Genomic DNA, 18,627 nt, shown 5'->3' on the forward strand with positions numbered 1-18,627 from the left:
ATATTTTAGTGGGCTTTCAAGAGGGATGCGAGTGCTTCAGCAGGCATGGGTCGGGCAAAGAGATACCCTTGCCCATAATCACACCCCAGTCGCTGCAGGATGTGCAGTTGGTCGCGGGTTTCAATCCCTTCGGCAATAACGCGGTAGCCCAACTCCTGAGCAAGGACTAAAATCATCTTGGTAATTTTGAGGTTGCGCTGGTTGTCTTCCAATTGCTGGACAAAGGCGCGATCCACCTTGAGGTGGTGAATCGGTAGGCTGTGGAGATAACTCAGGCAGGAATAGCCCGTTCCAAAATCGTCAATACTAATTTCAATGTGGCGCTCCCGCAGTGACTCTAGGAGACTCAGCATTTCACTGCCCAATTCAAGGGCGATGCTTTCGGTGAGTTCTAGAACCAACTGTCCTCTGCCCAAGGGATACTGTTGCTGAATGCGGCTAAGGTGGTGGAGGAAACTGGGGTGCTTCAGTGTCTTGGCCGAGACATTCACACTCAGGATCAAGTTGGCTGCCCCTTGGAACTGCTGTTGCCACAACCAAAACTGTCGACAAGCCTGCTCCAAAACCCACTTGTCAAGGTCAACAATCAGCCCTGTATCCTCAGCAATTGAGATGAAAGCACCCGGCAGAATCAGTCCGCGTTCAGGATGTTGCCAACGCACTAGGCTCTCCATGCCCACCAGTTGTTGATCTGCCAAATTAAAAAAGGGCTGATAAAACAGCTGCAGTTCTCCATGGCTGAGGGCATGGCGCAGATCGTGTTCAAGGTGGAGGCGCTCTAGCACCTGTTCGTACATCTGGGCGTTAAAGATGGCGTAGCGTCTTGTGGAGTGGGCTTTCGCTTGATACAGGGCAATATCGGCATCCCTAAGGACAGCAAAAGCCGTTTTATACTCATTTTGGGCAAAGACGACACCAATACTACTGCTGAGGAAAATTTGCCGCTCCTCTACGACCAAGGGTTCTTGGAGGCAACGGGTAATTTGCTCGCAAAGAGCAATGGCACTCTCCAAGTTGGGTAAAGCGGTTGCCAAAATCACAAACTCATCTCCGCCGAGGCGAGCCACAATATGCCTATTTTCGATGAGACGCCGCAGCAAAGTGGCAAAGGCAATGAGCAGGCGATCGCCCACTGCATGGCCGAGGCTGTCATTGATCACCTTAAAGCGATCCACATCCAAAAACAGCACGGCATAGTGAAGCTCAGGATTCCTTTGAGCTGCGGCAATTGTGGCTGCCAACTGCTCCATGAAGTAGAGGCGGTTGGGCAACCCTGTCAGGGGATCGTGATAGGCCTCATGCTCTAGCTGCAATTGCACCTGTACCCGACTGGTGACATCGCGGGAACTGGTCTGCAACTGTTGCAATTGTCCCTGACTGTCGTAGCGGGGCTTGAAGAGGGTTTCTAGCCAGAGCAACTCCTGATTCGCTGTACAGGCTCGATGGGTGATGGGCCAAAACCGCTGCTGCTGAATCATCTGTTGCAGTTCCTGCTTGACCCGCGATCGCTCATCGGGATGGCACAACTGCGTAAAATGCTGACCAATGAGCCTCCCAGAAGACCAACCCAATAGGGTTTCATAGGAGGGACTAACATACAAACACCGGCCTTCCCGATCTAAAAGGCACACAATATCGGTCATGTTTTCCGCCAGCAGTCGATAGCGTTCTTCGCTTTCGCGCAGCGCCAGTTCAGCAGCTTTGCGGTCTGTAATATCAATATGGGTACCCACCACCTTAGAGGGGCGACCTTGGGCATCCCGAATTAACACGGCATTGCTGTGGAACCAGCGGTAGGTTCCATCGTGGTGGCGCAGGCGAAAATCAATGTCATAGTCCGCTTCACCGCGCAGAAATTGCTCGTAGGCCGCAAGGGCGCGATCGCGATCCTCGGGATGGAGTTGCTCCTGCCAATCTGCGCAACTGAACGCTTCAGTCCTAGGCAGGTCGCCCAGCTGGGCTCTGTGGGTTGGCGAAACAAGCATGGTTCCCGTAGAGAGGTCATGAAAATAAAAGCCAATCTTGGAAGCACGGATAGCCACCTCTAGCTGGGCCTGCTGCTCCTTGAGGCGCTCTTCGGCCAAATGGCGCTCAGTGACATCCAACATCACGGTGTACCAGACCACGACCCCATTAGCCGCCAGTGTGGGCTGTCCGGCGCCCTCTAGCCAGCGCACTTCGCCGCTGGTGGGATGAATAATGCGCCATTGCCAAAGCCATGGCGTCAAATTTGCCGCAGAATAGAGAACCGATTGCCATGTGGCTTCCCGATCCTCTGGATGTACCAGCTGCCACAAACTTTCACCATCCTCAGCAGCCACCGCCGCCGGGATGCCCCAAAGACGTTCGCACATTGGATTCAGATAAAATACCCGATTGCGACCATCGGGGTACTGTTCATAGCGAAACAGGGCACCAGGTAGGTGAAGAGCTGTCAAACGAAACCGTTCTTCACTCTTGCGCAATGCTGCGGCAAGACGGGAACGTTTAGCCAGTTCTTTGCGGGCTTGGGCGTATAGATTGGCTTGGTAAACCGCCACCTCCAGTTGGGTGGCAATGGTACGCATAAAATTGATTTCCACTTCTGACCACGCATGGGTTTGGTGCGGCACAAACAAACTCAGGCTGCCCCAAGGGCGCTCTTTAACAATCAAAGGCACCAGTAACCATGCCCCCGGCAATTGTTCCGCAAAGGCTCGATTCACTGCATCGGTCAGTTGGCAGGTGTCGGCGATGGCAACCACTTCTCCTGCCTTCAGCCGTGTGGCCAAGGGATTGTCCTGATCTGGGATTTCAAAGCCAAGAAACCGCGGCGCATTGGCATCGCTGTGATATTCAGCAACCGGCTGCCACACCTGCCTTTCCGGAAGGTAGCGAACCACACAGGCATCCCATCCCAGCCCTATTTCCACAATTTCCCGCACAGCGGTGTCAAAGATGGTTTCAAGGTCAAGGGAATTGCGGATGGCTTGAATGACACGATTGAGAGCCTGCTCGCGCAGTAGTTGATTTTTGAGCGTGGTCACATCTCGGCCAACGGATTGAATCCCACTGAGGGAACCATCAGCCGTAAAAACCCCTGAATTCAGCCACTGGATCCAGCGACTCCCTTTTTGGGGATGAGGTAGGCAACTTTCGCAGGTAAATAGGGGCGCAGCGGGTGTAAGCTGCATCACCTGCGCTTGGAAACAAACGGCATCTTCACAGCAGACGAACTCCCCTAAGGGGCGACCAGTGACTTCAGCAGCAGAACAGTTAAAGAAGCGGCAAAAGGCCTCATTGGCAAATAGGATGGTGGTATCTGGGTGCAGGGATAAAAGAAAGTCACCTTGGTCTTGGAAGATGCCGGAGTCACACTGCCTAGAATCAGGCTGCTGCTGACGAGAACAGGCAAGCCCTTGGGGCTGTATTTTCTGAGGTTGGCGCCCAGTAATGTCCTGAAACGTGAGCACAATGCACTGCAGATTGCCGCTGGGATCAACAATGGGGCAGCCTTGGATTGCTAGGGTTAATCGCCGATCGCTCAACAGCAGATCTACGTCCACAGAACAGGGTTCTAAACGCTGGTGGACTTGCCTATTGGGCAACTCTTCCTTGGGATAGGGGCGATCGCTACCGCAGTAGTAAACCTGCAGATTTGCCCAAATGTCGGCTGCCGCCGCTTGGGGATCCGTCACCGTCAAGAGTCTTTGGCCAAAGGGGTTAATGTAGCTAATTTCCCCCGCGGGATCAGCAAGAGCCACAGCAATTGGTAACGCCCCTAGGATTGCTGTTAGGTAGTGCCCCCCATCACTTTTCCCCATTCCATCTGACCGGTCGATCACTGAATCTGCACCGCCACTGGCATTGGGGGTGGCAGGCCTTAGGAAAGTGGGGAACAAACTATCCATAGGATTAATCGTAGGAAGTTACTGGGGCTCCTGACTAAAGCTAAGCGCAGCAGCTTTCTGATTACATATTCGTAATAATTACGATGGTACTTGCTATTATTTTTTTTTTTTTTGACATATAACTGATTTATAACTGATTTTCTTAAGAAGTATAAAGTAATTTCCTATTCTCCTTCCTTGGTTTTGAGTGTGGCTTCCCGCTGAGCCAGCCAGCGCGCATACAGATCTGGGCGGCGTTGGCGAGTGCGTTCAATTTGCTGTGCCCGCCGCCAAGCAGCAATTTCCCCATGGTGACCAGAAAGTAAGACCGGCGGTACCGTCCACCCTCGAAACTCTGCGGGTCGAGTGTAGTGGGGATAGTCCAATAAACCGTCCTCAAAACTGTCTTGATGCAGGGAAGCCGCTTTGCCCACCGTGCCGGGCAGCAGTCGCAGCACACCATTGAGAATCACCAGAGCTGGAATTTCCCCACAAGTGAGAACAAAGTCGCCAATGGAGATCTCTTGGGTCACCAAATGCTGGACGACCCGCTCATCCACGCCCTCATAGTGACCACAGAGAATCACTAGTTGATCTCGCTCCTGCGACCAATGCCAGAGGTGCTGTTGGGTCAGGGGTTGCCCTTGGGGGGTGACATAGATCACTTCACGGCGGGGCAAGGAGGGCAGCGATTCCACCGCCGCAAAGAGGGGTTCAGGCTTCATCACCATGCCCACACCCCCCCCGTAGGGTTCATCATCCACCCGCTGGTGCTTATCAGTACTAAAGTCACGCGGATTCGTCAGGACGACCTCGGCAATCCCGCGTGCCAAGGCTTTGGCCATTAAGCCACTGCCGAGGGGGGAGGCAAAGAACTCTGGAAAGAGGGTAATAATATCGAAACGCATTACTGGCGGTGGCAAGAGAGGGAACCATAGTAGGCAAGGGCGCGCAATTGGCTGAGGGCACACAGTTGCTCTTGTTTCCACACCTGCTGGGTTTCTGGTGCTGGGGGAGGTGACTGGACACCAAAGAGTTGATTGATCAAAGGGGAGCGATCGCGCCGAAAACGGACAAGGGCATATTCTCCTTCCTTGAGCTTGGCAGCACTAGCAAGGGCACTGAGGGTGTCTGGACGGCTGCGGGTGCCATCAATGAGGCGATAGCGCTGCGCCTGCTCGTTACTGAAAATCATTGCTCCCATTTTGTTGCGAATAACACTGGGATCAATGCCCCGTGCCTGCGCCACATGATTAATAAACTTGCTGTACTCCTGTTCAAGGCCGGCTTGGAAGACCTCAATTTCTTGGGGGGTGAGGCGACGGAAGGGATTGCCAATATCTTTGCTACGACCGGCGCTCAGTGTCCGTTCTTCAATACGGTTGGCAGTAACGCCTCCCATCAATAGGCCATTATCGAGACTGGTGGGGCGATCGTAGTAGAAAACACTAGGGCCGAGAATGCCAATACTGCCAATCATGCTGCCGTGATCAGCGTAGATCCGATCCGCTGTCACCATAGCCCAAACGCCACCGGAGGCAGAAATGCCCTCAATAAAGGCATAGACCGGTTTTTGGGTGGCTGCGCGGTAGCTCCTAATGCCTTCGGCGATCGCCTGCGAGCCAAAGATCGTGCCGCCGGGAGTGCTGATATTGACAAAGACAGCCTTAATCGTTTCGTCCTTAGCCGCTTCTGCTAACTGCCGCTGCACTTCATAGCCGTAGGTGACACCGACAAGGGGCGCAAAGAAGCTATCTTCTTCGTTTTGCGGGCTGCCGAGAATTGGCCCAGTAATGTCAATTCTGAGAATGCGATCGCGACTGCCCTCCTTGCCGCTAACGTGCTCGTAGGGACTGGTTTCACTGGCGGGCGCCAACAAGACCCCGAGGAGGGCAAAGAAGATCGTGGCACTGAAGCCCACCACCCCCAATGTGAAAAAAAAGGTTAGCGTGCCAAAAAAGATCACACCGCAGCGGTGAAACACACTGGGCCAAAAGGGGGGAAGGGAGCGCGTCATAGAGGAGGAAAGGGTTGAGTATAATCTGAAAAGTTTTTAGTCAAATGTTTTACTTATTTTAGCCGCCCCCTGCGGTTTTCTCCTGTTTTTGCCCCTCACAAGCCACCCTTGCCGTGTTGACCTGTCACGATCCTTTTGCGAGGTAGGTTCTCTCTACGAATGAAACCCTCGATGACCGCTGAGCAGTATCTCAATCACCCCACCTTTGGCTTGCTTTATGGGGTGTGCCCTATTGATGAGCATCGGCAACTTTTTACCACGTTGTATGCACAGCGGCTGTTCTTCATTGTCAGCCAACGGCCGGCAGGGATGGCGTTTGAGTCTATTAGTCGCACCGATGCGCGGATGCTCATTGAACAGCGGTTGCGATCGCTGCGCCGTCTTGGCAAAACTGCTGAATACCAAGCCCTACAAGCGATTCATCGCCAAGCCTTCATGTAACCCGATCCAGATTTCGCTAGACTGAGGCTAGGTTTTGGGGAGCAAGGATGAGCTACGACTATGACCTATTTGTGATTGGTGCCGGCTCCGGTGGCTTGGCGGCCTCAAAGCGGGCAGCTTCCTACGGCGCTAGGGTGGCCATTGCCGAAGGGGATAAAGTCGGCGGTACCTGTGTGATTCGGGGGTGTGTCCCTAAAAAGCTCATGGTCTATGGCTCCAAGTTTAGCCACCTCTTTGAAGACGCTGTCGGCTATGGCTGGCGCCCCGTTGCAGCCAAGTTGAACTGGGAGCGACTGATTCAAGCAGTGAACCAAGAGGTAAATCGTCTCAGCCAACTGCACATTAGCTACCTTGCCAAAGCCGGGGTCGAACTGCTGCCCTTTTTTGCCCGCTTTGCTGACCCCCACACCCTAGAACTCGTGGATCGCCAAGGACAGGTGCAACGGCGAGTGACAGCGGCGAAAATCTTAATTGCTGTCGGGGGCGAAGCGATTAAGCCCAATGTGCCGGGCATTGAACACAGCATTACCTCGCGGGAGATGTTTTTGTTGCCCAAGCAGCCAAAGCGCATGGCTATCCTTGGGGGCGGCTACATCAGTGTTGAGTTTGCCGGCATTATGCAGGGACTCGGCACGGAAGTCATTCACTTTCTGCGGGGCGATCGCCCCCTGCGCGGCTTTGATCAAGACATTCAAGATGGTGTCTATGAGGGGATGATTCGCCACGGCATTGATGTCCGTCCCCAGTGCCACATTACGGGCTTGAAGCTCACCAAGAAGGGCAATATCCGCATTCGCTACGAACAGCAGGGGCAAGCCTGTGAAACTAAAGTTGATATGGTGCTGTGTGCCGTGGGGCGTGCGCCCAACTTGCAGGGGCTAGGTCTTGATCAGGCGGGGGTGCATCTTACGGCCAATAGTCAAGGGATTGTCGCCATTGCTGTGGATGAATACTACCGCACCAATCAAGAACACATTTTTGCTGTCGGGGACTGCACTAACCGCGTCAACCTCACTCCCGTAGCCATTGCCGAAGGACGCGCCTTTGCTGATACGCAATTTGGTAATCTACCGCGCACCCTCAGCTATGAGAATATTCCCTCGGCGGTGTTTTCCCAGCCGGAGGCGGCTTCGGTGGGGCTGTCTGAGGCGCAGGCCAAGGCGAAATTGGGGGAAGAGAATGTGACAATCTACCGTGCGGCCTTTCGCCCGATGTACCACAGTCTCACGGGTCGAGATGAAAAGGTGATCGTCAAATTGGTGGTGGAGAAAAATACGGAGTGGGTGCTCGGTGCCCACATGGTGGGGGATCATGCGGCTGAGATTATTCAAGGGATCGCGATCGCCCTCAAAATGGGCGCCACCAAGAAGGACTTTGATGCCACGATGGGCATTCATCCCTCGACGGCGGAGGAGTTTGTCACCCTGCGTTAGTGGCCACTTGCACCGGACTGTGGAGCAGCTCTAGGGCCGCCAGATATTGGGGATCTGCTGCTGTACCCATAGCCATGAGACTCTCGGGAGCATCGAGAACCCGCCGATCTGGCTCAATCCCCACTTTGTTGATGTTGTGGTGATTAGGGGTTTCGTAGTGGGCAATGGTAACCGCAAGGCCAGAGCCATCACTGAGGTTAAAGAGGGACTGAATCGAGCCTTTACCAAAGGTGCGATCGCCCACCAGTCGAGCACGGCCATGATCTTGCAGGGCACCGGCTAAAATCTCACTGGCACTGGCGGTTCCGCCATTCACGAGGACGACGATCGGATCATGGGTGAGGGCACCGCCACTGGCATTGAGGCTATCCACAATCCCTTGGCGATCGACGGTATAGACAATGACCCCCGAATCCAACCACAGTTGAGCAATTTCCACCCCCGCCTGCAACAGTCCCCCCGGATTATTGCGCAGATCAAGAATGTACTCCTCTGCTCCCTGCTGCTCTAGCATTTGAATGGCTTTGCGCATTTCTGTGGCCGCCATAGCGCTAAATTGACCAAGGCGAATATAGCCAATGGTGTGTCCCTGCACTTGGCGAACCTCAGCCATAACCGGATTAATCTCAATGTGTCCCCGTTTCAGAGTGATTTCTTGAGGAGCTTCACTGCCCCGTTGTAACAACAAATGCACAGCAGAACCGGCGGCTCCCCGCATTCTTTCGGCGGCTTCATCAAGGCTGAGCTGGGTGGTGGAGACGCCATCAATGGCAAGAATGCGATCGCGGGGTTGAATCCCCGCTTGGGCAGCAGGGGAGCCATCAATGGGAGCAATCACTTCGAGGACACCGGTTTCAGGGTCAGTGCTAATTTGCAAGCCGACACCAGTGAGTTCCCCAGCCGTGGTGGTTTGCAGGCTACGAAATTGGGCGGGGCGCAGTAGCCGTGTAAAGGGATCCTCTAGGCTCGCCAACATGGTTTGAATGGCCTCATAGGTCGCCTCGCGATTGGGTAGGGGACGTTTCAGCGCCTTTTCGCGCACCAGCCACCAGTTTTGGCCATTAAAAGAGGGATCCACGTAGGCTTGGTTGACAATGCGCCATGCCTCATTAAAGAGTTTTTGTTCCTCCGTTAGGGCGATCGCCGAGTCAGTGGGGAAAATGCCCCAGACTCCCACCAAGACCACCAAACAACAAATGAGACGTTGCAGCCAACGAACCCCCATTCCTTCACCTGCTGATTGCTTCTTTTTCCTAAGCTAGCACTAGAAAAATGTTTCGGAAGACACCGTTATGCCTTGAGAACCACCTTGGGATGCAGGCGATCGCCCCCACTCACTCCGATCCCCACACAGGTAGCGGCAAAGGTGACGCCCACGAACCTCTCCGCCGGCGGTAGCCCCTCACCAATCACGGCGCGGCCATGATACCAGTCGTTGAGTTGTACTTCATTGAGTTCAAGCCACGGTAGATGTGAGAGAACCGCTTGGGGCGGGCGCAGTGGTAAATGCTCTGGCGAAATGCTTTCTAGGGAATGGCTCTCCTCAATCCTCAGGCCACCACTTTCAATCCGTTGCAGGGCTGCCAGCGTTCCCCCTACCCCCAGTGCCGCCCCCAAATCGCGGGCAAGGGCGCGAATATAGGTGCCACCGCCACAGGTAATGCGCAGGGTCAATACTGGGTAGCATCCTGCTTGCCAATCTAAGACATCAATGCTGTACACCTCAACGATCCGCGGCGGCACGCTCACGACTTCACCCGCACGGGCACGGGCATAGAGCCGCTGGCCATCCACTTGAATCGCACTATAGGCGGGGGGATATTGCTCAATCTGGCCAATGAATTGGGGAAGCTGTTCCTCAATGGCCTCAAGGGTGAGGTGACTGGCAGATTGTTCTTGGCAAATGTCACCCGTAATGTCATCCGTGGTTGTGGTGATGCCAAAGCGCACCGTGCCAATATAGGCCTTGCGATCGCTCAAATAGGGGAGGAGTCGCGTCGCTGCACCAAGGGCGATCGGCAGCACCCCTGTGGCCATTGGATCTAATGTGCCCCCATGACCAATGCGCTTGAGCCGCAGCCGCTTTCGCAGTTCGTTAATGCAGTCGTGGGAAGTGCAGCCGGGCGGTTTATTGAGATTCAAAAAACCAAACATCAAGGCGTTGCCGTCAAGGGTAAGCCACTCACAAAGCGTTGCAGGGCAGCGATCGCTCGGTTGTAGTCAATGGTAGAACTCAACAGGTTGCTCTGGGCTTGAATCAGAGCCGTTTCTGCATTGCTCACCTCCGCTTGGGTGCCAATCCCTGCTTGGAAGCGCAGACGGGCAAGGCGCAGTCCCTCGGTGGCTTGGCGCACTGCCACTTCATTGGTGCGGATATTTTCCTGACTGGATTTGAGCGTGTAGTAGGCCTGCTCCACTTGAAAGCGAATTAAGTTGCGAAAGGCGGCATACTGGGCTTCAGCGATCGCGGCAGCGCTTTCCTGCTGGGCGGCACTGGCACGGGAGACCCCGCCATCAAAGAGGGTCAGGTTCATTTGACCCCCAACCGTATATCCCCAACGGGGTGCCCTCCCATCTGTGAGGCTATCAAGGGTGTTAAAACTTCCGCCGGCCACCAACTGCGGCCCTAGATTCCCCAAGGCCACCCGGCGCTGCTGCAGTGCTGCATTTCGTTGTGTCAGTTGCTGTTCCAATTCCACACGATTCCGAAACGCCAAGGCAATGCTCTCCTCAAGGGAGAGTTTCCATTCCCCAACTACCCGAATGGGGTCAGCCGCCCGCACATTGGTTTTGTCATTGAGACTGAGCAGCTGTGCCAGTTGGCGTTGAGCCGTTTGCAGTTGGCTTTGGGCTTGCACGAGTTGCTGTTGGTTATTGGCCAGTTGTACCTGTGCTGTGAGGACATCGAATTGCGTGCCTAAGCCAGCCCGTTCGCGGGCGATCGCATCCCGTAGACTAATTTGCGAGTTTTGTACCGCTGCTTCACCAATGCGCACCAGCGCCTCCGCCTGTTGAATGTTGTAGTAGGCATTGGTGACATCCTGCCGCAGTTGTTCAAATTCTCGCTGCAGATCCAGTTCGGCATTGCGCACCTGTTCCTGTGCTGCTTTGATACTGCCATCCCGTTGGCCAGAGGTGAAAATGTTGTAGCCCAGTTGCACCGTGCTGGTCCAAGTATTGCTGGTGGGATTGGCCTGCAAGGGGGGTGGTAGTTGGGCATTTTGCAGGCGAATCGCCGCTGAATCCGTGCGACTAATCCCCAATTGCAAGGAGATGCTGGGATAGAGAGCCGCCTCCGCTTGGCGCAGAACCGCCCGACTTTGTTGCAGTTGCGCCTCAAGGATTTGCAGTTGGCGATTATTCCGCCGCGCCAGTTCAATCGCTTCGTTGAGGGTAATGGGGCGATCCAAATCAATTTTTACTTGATCGGGACGACTCGGGAGATAGAGGGGATCGGGATTGGGATTGAAGGGCAGGAGATCGGTGGCCGTAGGGTTGGGTTGGGCGATCGCCCCCCCGCTCATGGTGATCAAGACCGCCACAAGGCTCCCCAGCAGCAGACTGCTTTGTTGGCAGATGGATGGTTGACCCATGCTCACTCCCGACACCGTTACAACTACGGATTCTTGCTACCACATAAGACTATAACAGTCCTTTCTCAAGGAATCGTTGCCAAAAAGGCGGTACACTGACACTGAACTGGTTCCAATTCTGCAAAATTCAAGGCTTGATCCAGCGCTGTGGCAACCATTTTACGCACTTGGAGCTATCAATATCCGTGGCTCTACGACACCATTAGTGCCCTCGCAGCAATAACGGTGGGGGGGAGCGATCGCCTGCATCGGTTGGCTTGGCAAGATTTGGACTTACCCCGCAGTGCCGTGGTTTTAGACCTTTGCTGTGCCCATGGCGTGGTGACTCAAGCCTTAACTCAAGCCTTTGATCAGGTCACGGGACTAGATGCTTCCCCGAAGGCGATCGCCCGTGCTCGGCAGCGCGTGCCCCAAGCCACCTATGTGGAAGCCTTTGCGGAGAAGATGCCCTTTGCCGATGCCACCTTTGATCTGGTACACACCAGCATGGCGCTGCACGAAATGACTGCGGAACAACTGCGTGCCATTGTGGCGGAAGTGTGGCGGGTTCTCAAGCCCGGTGGCTGGTTTGCCCTGATTGATTTTCATCGTCCCCAAGTGCCTCTCTTTTGGCCGGGGATGGCTCTTTTTTTCTGGCTCTTTGAAACGGAAACCGCTTGGCAACTGCTGCAAACGGACTTAGCTGAGCAGCTACGGTTACAGGGCTTCACTGTCGAGCGGCAGACCTACCACCTCGGGCGCAGCTTGCAGGTTCTCCATGCCCGCAAACCCTGCCCAAAGAATTAAGATATATGAACGATTTGCAACACGAGTGCGATAGCGATGGTAAGTTCACTGCCCCAACTGGAGATCAACTTAGAGACCGATGCCGAATTTGTCGCGCGGCACATTGGCATTACGCCCACCGATCTACCCAAAATGTTGAGCCTGTTGGGGTATGGCAGCCTCAAGGAGCTGATCACTGCCGTCATTCCCCCGGAAATTCGCTTGCAACGCCCTCTCGCTCTGGGTGAAGGTCTCAGTGAAACAGCAGCCCTGCAAAAATTACGCACCCTTGCCCAGCAAAACCAAGTTTGGCGCAGCTACATCGGCATGGGCTATTACAACTGCATTACGCCAGCGGTGATTCAGCGCAACATTCTGGAAAACCCCGGCTGGTACACCCAGTACACCCCTTACCAAGCGGAAATTGCCCAAGGACGCCTCGAAGCCCTCCTCAACTTTCAAACCCTTGTCAGCGATCTAACGGGCTTGCCCATTGCCAATGCCTCTCTCCTTGATGAGGCGACGGCTGCCGCTGAAGCCATGACGCTGAGCTTGAATGCCTGCCGTCAAAAGGGAGCCAACCGCTTCTTGGTGGCGCAGGATAGCCATCCCCAAACCCTAGCAGTGCTGCGCACCCGTGCCCTGCCCCTTGGCATTGAGATTGTACCCATTGACTCGATCGCCAGTGAATTGCCTTGGGAGAATGCCTTTGGCCTGCTCTTGCAATATCCCGCCAGCGATGGTGCGGTGCGATCGCCCGAAGCCCTGATTGCCGCTGCCCATGAACAGGGACTCTTGGTGACGGTGGCCACTGATTTGCTGGCCTTGACATTGCTGACACCGCCGGGAGAATTGGGGGCGGATATTGCCGTCGGCAGCTCCCAGCGTTTTGGTGTGCCCTTCGGTTATGGGGGGCCTCACGCCGCCTTCTTTGCCACCCGGGAAGACTTTAAGCGGCAATTACCCGGCCGACTAGTGGGGGTTTCCCACGATGCTCTTGGTCAAAAAGCATTGCGCCTTGCCCTGCAAACCCGTGAGCAGCACATCCGCCGCGAAAAGGCCACCAGTAACATCTGCACTGCCCAAGTTCTCCTCGCAGTTGTTGCCAGTATGTACGCCGTCTATCATGGAGCCGCGGGGCTGCGGCAAATCGCTGAGCGCATCCATCAACGGGCAGTGACCCTAGCAGCAGGCTTAGCAGCAGCGGGCTATCCACTCTACCATTCTGAGTTTTTTGACACCCTACGCATTGGCTTGGGGAACCTGCCAGTACAGGTGCTCAAGGAGCGAGCAGCAGCGGCGCAAATCAACCTGCGTTACTTTGAGGATGGCAGTGTCGGCATCAGCCTCGATGAGACCACCACCGAGCAAGATGTGGCGGATTTACTGGCGCTCTTTGGCACAAGTCCTGCGGCAGTTGCCGCGGGCGATCGCCTACCGCCAACCCTAAAACGCCAATCTGCTTACCTGCAGCACCCCGTCTTTCAGGACTACCACAGCGAACACGCCCTGCTGCGCTACATTCACCGCCTTCAGGCCAAGGATCTCTCCCTCACCACCTCGATGATTCCCCTTGGCTCCTGCACCATGAAGCTCAATGCCACGGCGGAAATGCTGCCCATCAGTTGGCCAGAATTCAATCAACTGCATCCCTTTGCCCCGGCTGAGCAAGCCCAAGGCTATCAGCAGCTGTTCCGTGAGCTAGAGGCAATGCTGGCAGAAATTACCGGCTTTGATGCCATTTCCCTACAACCCAATGCCGGTTCCCAAGGGGAATATGCGGGACTCCTAGTAATTCGCCAGTACCACCACAGCTGCGGCGAAAGCCAGCGCAATGTGTGTTTGATTCCCACCTCTGCCCATGGCACCAACCCTGCCAGTGCGGTCATGGCTGGCATGCAGGTGGTGGCAGTCAATTGCGATGCCCAGGGCAATATTGATGTGGCGGATCTGGCGGCCAAGGCCGAAACCTATGGCGATCGCCTAGCGGCCTTGATGATCACCTATCCCTCGACCCACGGCGTCTTTGAAACGGGAATTCGCCAAATTTGTGAGATCATCCATCGCTACGGCGGTCAAGTCTATATGGATGGTGCCAATATGAATGCCCAAGTGGGGCTGTGCCGTCCGGCGGACTTTGGTGCCGATGTCTGCCATCTCAACCTCCACAAAACCTTTTGTATTCCCCACGGCGGCGGTGGGCCGGGGGTGGGACCCATCGGGGTCAAGGCGCATTTAGCCCCCTTCTTGCCAACCACGCAGCTGATTCCCCAAGGATCGGAAATTGGCCCGGTGACTGCCGCCCCTTGGGGCAGTGCCAGTATTTTGCCGATTTCGTGGATGTACATTACCCTGATGGGGGGGGTGGGGTTGACACGCGCCACCGCAATTGCCATCCTCAATGCTAACTACATTGCCAAACGCCTTGAACCCTACTACCCGGTTCTTTACAAAGGCGCCCACGGTTTGGTGGCTCACGAGTGTATTCTCGATCTGCGTCCGCTGAAAAAATCCGCGGGAATTGAGGTAGAAGATATTGCCAAGCGGCTGATGGACTATGGCTTCCATGCCCCCACCATTTCTTGGCCGGTGCCGGGCACGCTGATGATTGAACCGACAGAAAGTGAAACCAAGGCGGAATTGGATCGCTTTTGTGAGGCGATGATTGCCATTCGCGCCGAAATTGCTGAAATTGAGGCCGGCGTCAGCGATCGCCAGCAAAACCCCCTGAAAAATGCCCCCCATCCCGCCCTGATGCTGGCCACAGAGCCATGGCCTTACCCCTATTCACGGCAAGTGGCCGCCTACCCCGCCCCTTGGCTGCGGGAGTACAAATTTTGGCCAGCGGTTGCCCGCATTGACAATGCCTATGGCGATCGCCACCTCGTGTGTAGTTGCTCAGTGCCCATGACCCCGCCAGACGCTTAAGCAAAGCTGAAATTTTTGCAGCGGTTCGCCATTCTCCTTGTCACCGCTCAAAGGGGGTTGCTAAAAGTAAGGCAGATCAACCCCTAGGGTGGTGTTATGACCTTGGCTAGTCTCGATACCATTGTTCTCTCCCGTTGGCAATTTGCCCTCACGGCCATTTTCCATATGCTCTGGCCGGTCTTGACGACGGGCATGAGTATTTACCTCGTGGTCATTGAGGGGCTATGGCTGAAAACCAAGAACCTGACCTACTATCACCATGCTCGCTTTTGGTCAAAGCTGTACATCCTCAACTTTGGTATTGGCGTGGCTTCGGGGTTGCCCATGGCCTTTCAATTTGGCCTCAACTGGGCACCCTTCTCGGAAGCAGTGGGGGATTTCTTCGGCACTGTCTTGGGGTTTGAGGGCACCATGGCCTTCATGCTGGAAGCCAGCTTCTTGGGCATTATGATTTTTGGCTGGCAACGGGTACCGCCAGTGATGCACTGGATTTCGACCATCTGTGTCGCCTTTGGTGCCAATCTCTCCACCTTCTGGATTCTCTCGGCCAACTCATGGCTCCAGACACCAGCGGGGGGCGTCTTTGTCGAGGGTAAGTTCCGCGTTCAAGACTACTTCCAAGCCATTGCCAACCCCTTCATGGTCAAGAGTTTTTTCCACATGTTCTTTGCCACCCTAGAAACCTCGCTGTTTGTTATTGGCGGCATTAGTGCTTGGTATCTACTGCAAAATCGCCTGCCCAATTTCTTCACGAAATCCCTGAAGGTGGTGTTGGTGATGGCCTTGGTGATTGCACCGCTACAGGTGTTTGTTGGCCACCTCAGTGCTGAGCAGGTCTATCATTACCAACCCGCCAAATTAGCCGCCATGGAAGCCCTGTGGGAAACAATACCCGCAGGCACCCCTGCCAATTGGAGTGTGATTGCCTTACCCAATGAGGCCGCCCAAGCAAATACCTTGGAAGTGAAAATTCCCGGCCTGCTGAGCTACCTACTGGAGTTGAAACCGCAGTTAGACACACCGATCTTGGGCTTGAAGGAGTGGAACGCTAGCGATCGCCCCCATTTGATTGGCCTGATTTACTATTCTTTTCGCCTGATGGTGGCCATTGGTCTGTACCTCGCGGCTCTCGCGATCGTCACCGTTTTTGTCTGGTGGCGCACAGGCCTCGAGGGCGATCGCCTACGCAATTACCAGTGGCTCTGGTGGGGCTGGATCTTTGCAGGACCCTTGGGATACCTTGCCGTCGAAGCCGGTTGGATTGTCCGCTGTGTCGGCCGTCAACCGTGGATTGTCTATGGCCAGTTGCGGACGGCAGAAGCGGCCTCCAATTTACCGCCCCAAGTGGTGCTCTTTTCCCTTAGTGGCTTGGTTGCCCTGTACACCATTTTCTTCTTTGCTGCCCTCTTCTTTGGCAGTCGCATCATCCAAAAAGGCCCCAATGTTGCCTTGCCGGTGCCGGGGCTGCACAATGCTGAACAACTGGAAATCCGCATCAAACTAGCAGAGCACCAACCGGATCGCCGTCCCCTAGAAACTCAACAATAAGGGAGTACACCATGGAACCGAATCCCCTTGCACCCTTGGAGCACTTTTTGCCGCAGGTATGGTTTTTTATCCTAGGGTTGTTTCTCTTTCTCTACATTCTCCTAGATGGGTTTGACCTGGGCATTGGCATTCTTTCTCTCACCAGCAGTAACGAACGGCGCCGCAATATCCTCATGACCAGCCTTGGCAATGTTTGGGATGCCAATGAAACATGGCTGGTGCTGATGGGGGGGTCGCTGTTTGGTGCTTTTCCCTTGGCCTATGCCACCATCCTCAATGCCCTTTACCTACCCGCAGTGATTATGGTGGTGGGGCTAATTTTGCGGGCAGTGTCCTTTGAGTTTCGCGAGAATGCCAATAATAAACGGGTGTGGAACCTTGCCTTTGGCATTGGCAGTTTTTTGGCTGCCTTGGGGCAGGGCTTTGCGGTGGGCACTGTTTTTGAGGGCATCAAAGTAGATGCTGCGGGTCACTTTGCTGGAGGCATGTGGGATTGGTTGACGTGGCACTCGGTGTTGGTAGCACTGACGCTGATTCAGGGCTATGTGCTGATTGGGTCAACCTATCTGATTTACAAAACCACGGGTGAGTTGCAGCAAACCCACTACCGCACGGCCACGATTGCAGCTTGGACAACGTTTATCGGTGCTGTGTTGATTACCATTAGCGCCCCCATTTTCCATGAGCACCTGCGTGCCCAACTGTTTCAGCCACCGCTGTTCTACATTTTTGCCGCCATTCCCATTTTGGGTATCTTGCTGATTTTTCTATTGCTGCGTAGTTTACAAAAACGGGAAGAAGTCATGCCCTTAGTGTGGACGTTTTTACTGTTTCTCCTGTCATTTATTGGCTTGGGCTTTGTCATTTTTCCAAACATCATTCCCCCCAGCGTCACCATTTACGAAGCCGCTGCCTCTCCTAGCGCTCAAGTCTTTATGCTGATTTTCGTCGCTTTCTTAATTCCAATTATGCTGGCCTACAATCTCTACAATTACTTAGTGTTTCGTGGCAAAGTTGTGGCCTAGGTATTGAAAAAATTCAGGCCTAAAACACCCTAGCAGAGGAGGCAAAACAAGGCACAATAGCAACAGATAGCCTTTTTCTCTCGCTTGAGGACGCATCAGCAGAATTAGCGGCAAGCTTAGCGGCTTTCAATGGTTGTGAAAAGGCTGTTAACTTCCTTTGCTGCTCATTTCCGTCCATGTCCTGTTGGCAAGTTGACCTTTACCGTCGGCCGTTGCGTACCCCCAGTGGTCTTGATCTGTGGGAACTTGTGATTTGTGACCCTGAGGAAAATTTTTACTACACGGCTTTTTGCCCAGAACCCCTCGTGAGCAGTTCATGGCTGGCCACAGAGTTTAAAAGTTGCGGGCAGCCCCTGCCGCAGCGAGTGCAGGTTTTTCGTCCCCAGAGTTTAGGCCTCGTGGAAGTGGCTTGCCAAGAACTCAACCTTCCCCTCGAAGCCACCCGCCGCACCCCGGCTCTGAAGCACTACCTGTGCCAACGCACTCAGGAATACCAAAGCCTGAAAACCTACACCGGTGAAGCCTACGATCCCTTGGCCATTGAGCAGCCGCCGCCATTGCTCCTGCCCGATGATATTTGGGGAGATTCTTGGCAGTTTGCAGCAATTACTCCCCCCGACTTGGCACAACTGATGCAATATCCGCTGCGGATTCTGGCCTTTGAGATGGCAATGTTGCCAGAGTCTTTGGGGCTGGCTCCCGATACGTTGATTCCGGGAATTATTCTCTATGGCGGCCGCAAGTCCCTGAAGCTGGCGCGGTGGTTCCAAGAGCAACTGCCCTATCGCTTAGAGTTTGTGCCGGGGCAACCCTGTGGGGTGGTGTTGCACAGTGGCTTGCGCGATCGCTGGGTCTTTTTGACGTTTGAAGATACTGACATTGCTCGGGCAGGGGAAGTGTTTCGCGATCGCCTGCGCTCCACTCAGGGTCTGCACTTTCTCCTCATTCAACCGACTCCCAATGACACCACCTACACGGCTCTCTGGCTGCTCCAACCTCTTGAATAGC

The 18,627-nt window shown here is 54.6% G+C and carries 13 protein-coding genes; 7 read left to right on the forward strand and 6 right to left on the reverse strand.

The features are described 5' to 3' along the window. Window positions 1-5: 5 nt before the first annotated feature. The 3 genes from RHJ02_RS00850 to RHJ02_RS00860 all read right to left on the reverse strand — a co-directional run bounded on the left by RHJ02_RS00850 (window position 6) and on the right by RHJ02_RS00860 (window position 5,886). Window positions 6-3,803 carry an EAL domain-containing protein gene (locus RHJ02_RS00850; RefSeq protein ID WP_310800352.1) on the reverse strand — a complete coding sequence of 1,266 codons (3,798 nt, stop codon included), beginning with the start codon at window positions 3,801-3,803 and terminating at the stop codon, window positions 6-8. A 251-nt stretch (window positions 3,804-4,054) separates the two neighbouring features. Next, window positions 4,055-4,777 (reverse strand): tRNA (guanosine(37)-N1)-methyltransferase TrmD, encoded by a 723-nt coding sequence (trmD, locus tag RHJ02_RS00855; RefSeq protein ID WP_206200656.1) that lies wholly within the window; start codon window positions 4,775-4,777, stop codon window positions 4,055-4,057. Further along, a complete protein-coding gene (locus tag RHJ02_RS00860; protein ID WP_206200657.1) occupies window positions 4,777-5,886 on the reverse strand; it encodes a S49 family peptidase in 1,110 nt (369 codons plus the stop codon). The genes trmD and RHJ02_RS00860 overlap by 1 nt, the downstream gene beginning before the upstream one ends. A gap of 159 nt (window positions 5,887-6,045) precedes the next feature. On the opposite strand from RHJ02_RS00860, the gene pipX reads away from it, so the two are divergent. Together pipX and gor are read left to right on the forward strand one after the other, a co-directional pair. Beyond that, complete coding sequence (gene pipX, locus RHJ02_RS00865) at window positions 6,046-6,327, forward strand: transcriptional coactivator PipX (protein WP_225901608.1); 282 nt, start codon at window positions 6,046-6,048, stop codon at window positions 6,325-6,327. Between the two features lie 47 nt (window positions 6,328-6,374). Continuing rightward, on the forward strand, window positions 6,375-7,760 hold the full coding sequence (gene gor, locus RHJ02_RS00870; protein WP_310743232.1) for a glutathione-disulfide reductase: 1,386 nt from the start codon (window positions 6,375-6,377) through the stop codon (window positions 7,758-7,760). Here gor and ctpA read toward each other — a convergent pair. The 3 genes from ctpA to RHJ02_RS00885 all read right to left on the reverse strand — a co-directional run bounded on the left by ctpA (window position 7,747) and on the right by RHJ02_RS00885 (window position 11,353). After that, a complete protein-coding gene (gene ctpA, locus RHJ02_RS00875) occupies window positions 7,747-8,985 on the reverse strand; it encodes a carboxyl-terminal processing protease CtpA (RefSeq protein ID WP_310800353.1) in 1,239 nt (412 codons plus the stop codon). The two genes, gor and ctpA, sit on opposite strands and share 14 nt — an antisense overlap. Before the next feature lie 65 nt (window positions 8,986-9,050). Beyond that, on the reverse strand, window positions 9,051-9,914 hold the full coding sequence (gene truB, locus RHJ02_RS00880) for a tRNA pseudouridine(55) synthase TruB (RefSeq protein WP_302677018.1): 864 nt from the start codon (window positions 9,912-9,914) through the stop codon (window positions 9,051-9,053). Further along, window positions 9,914-11,353 carry a TolC family protein gene (locus RHJ02_RS00885; RefSeq protein ID WP_310743234.1) on the reverse strand — a complete coding sequence of 480 codons (1,440 nt, stop codon included), beginning with the start codon at window positions 11,351-11,353 and terminating at the stop codon, window positions 9,914-9,916. The genes truB and RHJ02_RS00885 overlap by 1 nt, the downstream gene beginning before the upstream one ends. Window positions 11,354-11,500: 147 nt before the next feature. On the opposite strand from RHJ02_RS00885, the gene RHJ02_RS00890 reads away from it, so the two are divergent. The 5 genes from RHJ02_RS00890 (at window position 11,501) to RHJ02_RS00910 (ending at window position 18,626) form a co-directional block, all read left to right on the forward strand. Next, the gene (locus RHJ02_RS00890; RefSeq protein ID WP_206200662.1) at window positions 11,501-12,139 is read left to right on the forward strand and encodes a class I SAM-dependent methyltransferase; all 639 of its coding nucleotides are present in this window, start codon (window positions 11,501-11,503) and stop codon (window positions 12,137-12,139) included. A 36-nt stretch (window positions 12,140-12,175) separates the two neighbouring features. Beyond that, window positions 12,176-15,046, forward strand: coding sequence for an aminomethyl-transferring glycine dehydrogenase (gene gcvP, locus RHJ02_RS00895; RefSeq protein ID WP_310800354.1), 2,871 nt, complete (start codon window positions 12,176-12,178; stop codon window positions 15,044-15,046). Between the two features lie 96 nt (window positions 15,047-15,142). Next, window positions 15,143-16,594 (forward strand): cytochrome ubiquinol oxidase subunit I, encoded by a 1,452-nt coding sequence (locus RHJ02_RS00900; RefSeq protein WP_310800355.1) that lies wholly within the window; start codon window positions 15,143-15,145, stop codon window positions 16,592-16,594. 11 nt (window positions 16,595-16,605) lie between these two features. After that, entirely contained in the window at window positions 16,606-17,619 is a 1,014-nt protein-coding gene (gene cydB / locus RHJ02_RS00905) for a cytochrome d ubiquinol oxidase subunit II (protein ID WP_206200665.1), read from the forward strand. Between the two features lie 176 nt (window positions 17,620-17,795). Beyond that, the gene (locus RHJ02_RS00910) at window positions 17,796-18,626 is read left to right on the forward strand and encodes a Tab2/Atab2 family RNA-binding protein (protein WP_310800356.1); all 831 of its coding nucleotides are present in this window, start codon (window positions 17,796-17,798) and stop codon (window positions 18,624-18,626) included. Window position 18,627: the final 1 nt, after the last annotated feature.

The organism is Thermosynechococcus sp. TG215 (assembly GCF_031583455.1).
In the GTDB taxonomy this organism is placed as follows: Bacteria; Cyanobacteriota; Cyanobacteriia; order Thermosynechococcales; family Thermosynechococcaceae; genus Thermosynechococcus.

Coding starts and splice junctions, on each gene's coding strand:
- RHJ02_RS00850 (WP_310800352.1), bottom strand. CDS start 3,803: ATGGGGAAAAGTGATGGGGGGCACTACCTAACAGCAATCCTAGGGGCG.
- trmD (WP_206200656.1), bottom strand. CDS start 4,777: ATGCGTTTCGATATTATTACCCTCTTTCCAGAGTTCTTTGCCTCCCCC.
- RHJ02_RS00860 (WP_206200657.1), bottom strand. CDS start 5,886: ATGACGCGCTCCCTTCCCCCCTTTTGGCCCAGTGTGTTTCACCGCTGC.
- pipX (WP_225901608.1), top strand. CDS start 6,046: ATGAAACCCTCGATGACCGCTGAGCAGTATCTCAATCACCCCACCTTT.
- gor (WP_310743232.1), top strand. CDS start 6,375: ATGAGCTACGACTATGACCTATTTGTGATTGGTGCCGGCTCCGGTGGC.
- ctpA (WP_310800353.1), bottom strand. CDS start 8,985: ATGGGGGTTCGTTGGCTGCAACGTCTCATTTGTTGTTTGGTGGTCTTG.
- truB (WP_302677018.1), bottom strand. CDS start 9,914: ATGTTTGGTTTTTTGAATCTCAATAAACCGCCCGGCTGCACTTCCCAC.
- RHJ02_RS00885 (WP_310743234.1), bottom strand. CDS start 11,353: ATGGGTCAACCATCCATCTGCCAACAAAGCAGTCTGCTGCTGGGGAGC.
- gcvP (WP_310800354.1), top strand. CDS start 12,176: ATGGTAAGTTCACTGCCCCAACTGGAGATCAACTTAGAGACCGATGCC.
- RHJ02_RS00900 (WP_310800355.1), top strand. CDS start 15,143: ATGACCTTGGCTAGTCTCGATACCATTGTTCTCTCCCGTTGGCAATTT.
- cydB (WP_206200665.1), top strand. CDS start 16,606: ATGGAACCGAATCCCCTTGCACCCTTGGAGCACTTTTTGCCGCAGGTA.
- RHJ02_RS00910 (WP_310800356.1), top strand. CDS start 17,796: ATGTCCTGTTGGCAAGTTGACCTTTACCGTCGGCCGTTGCGTACCCCC.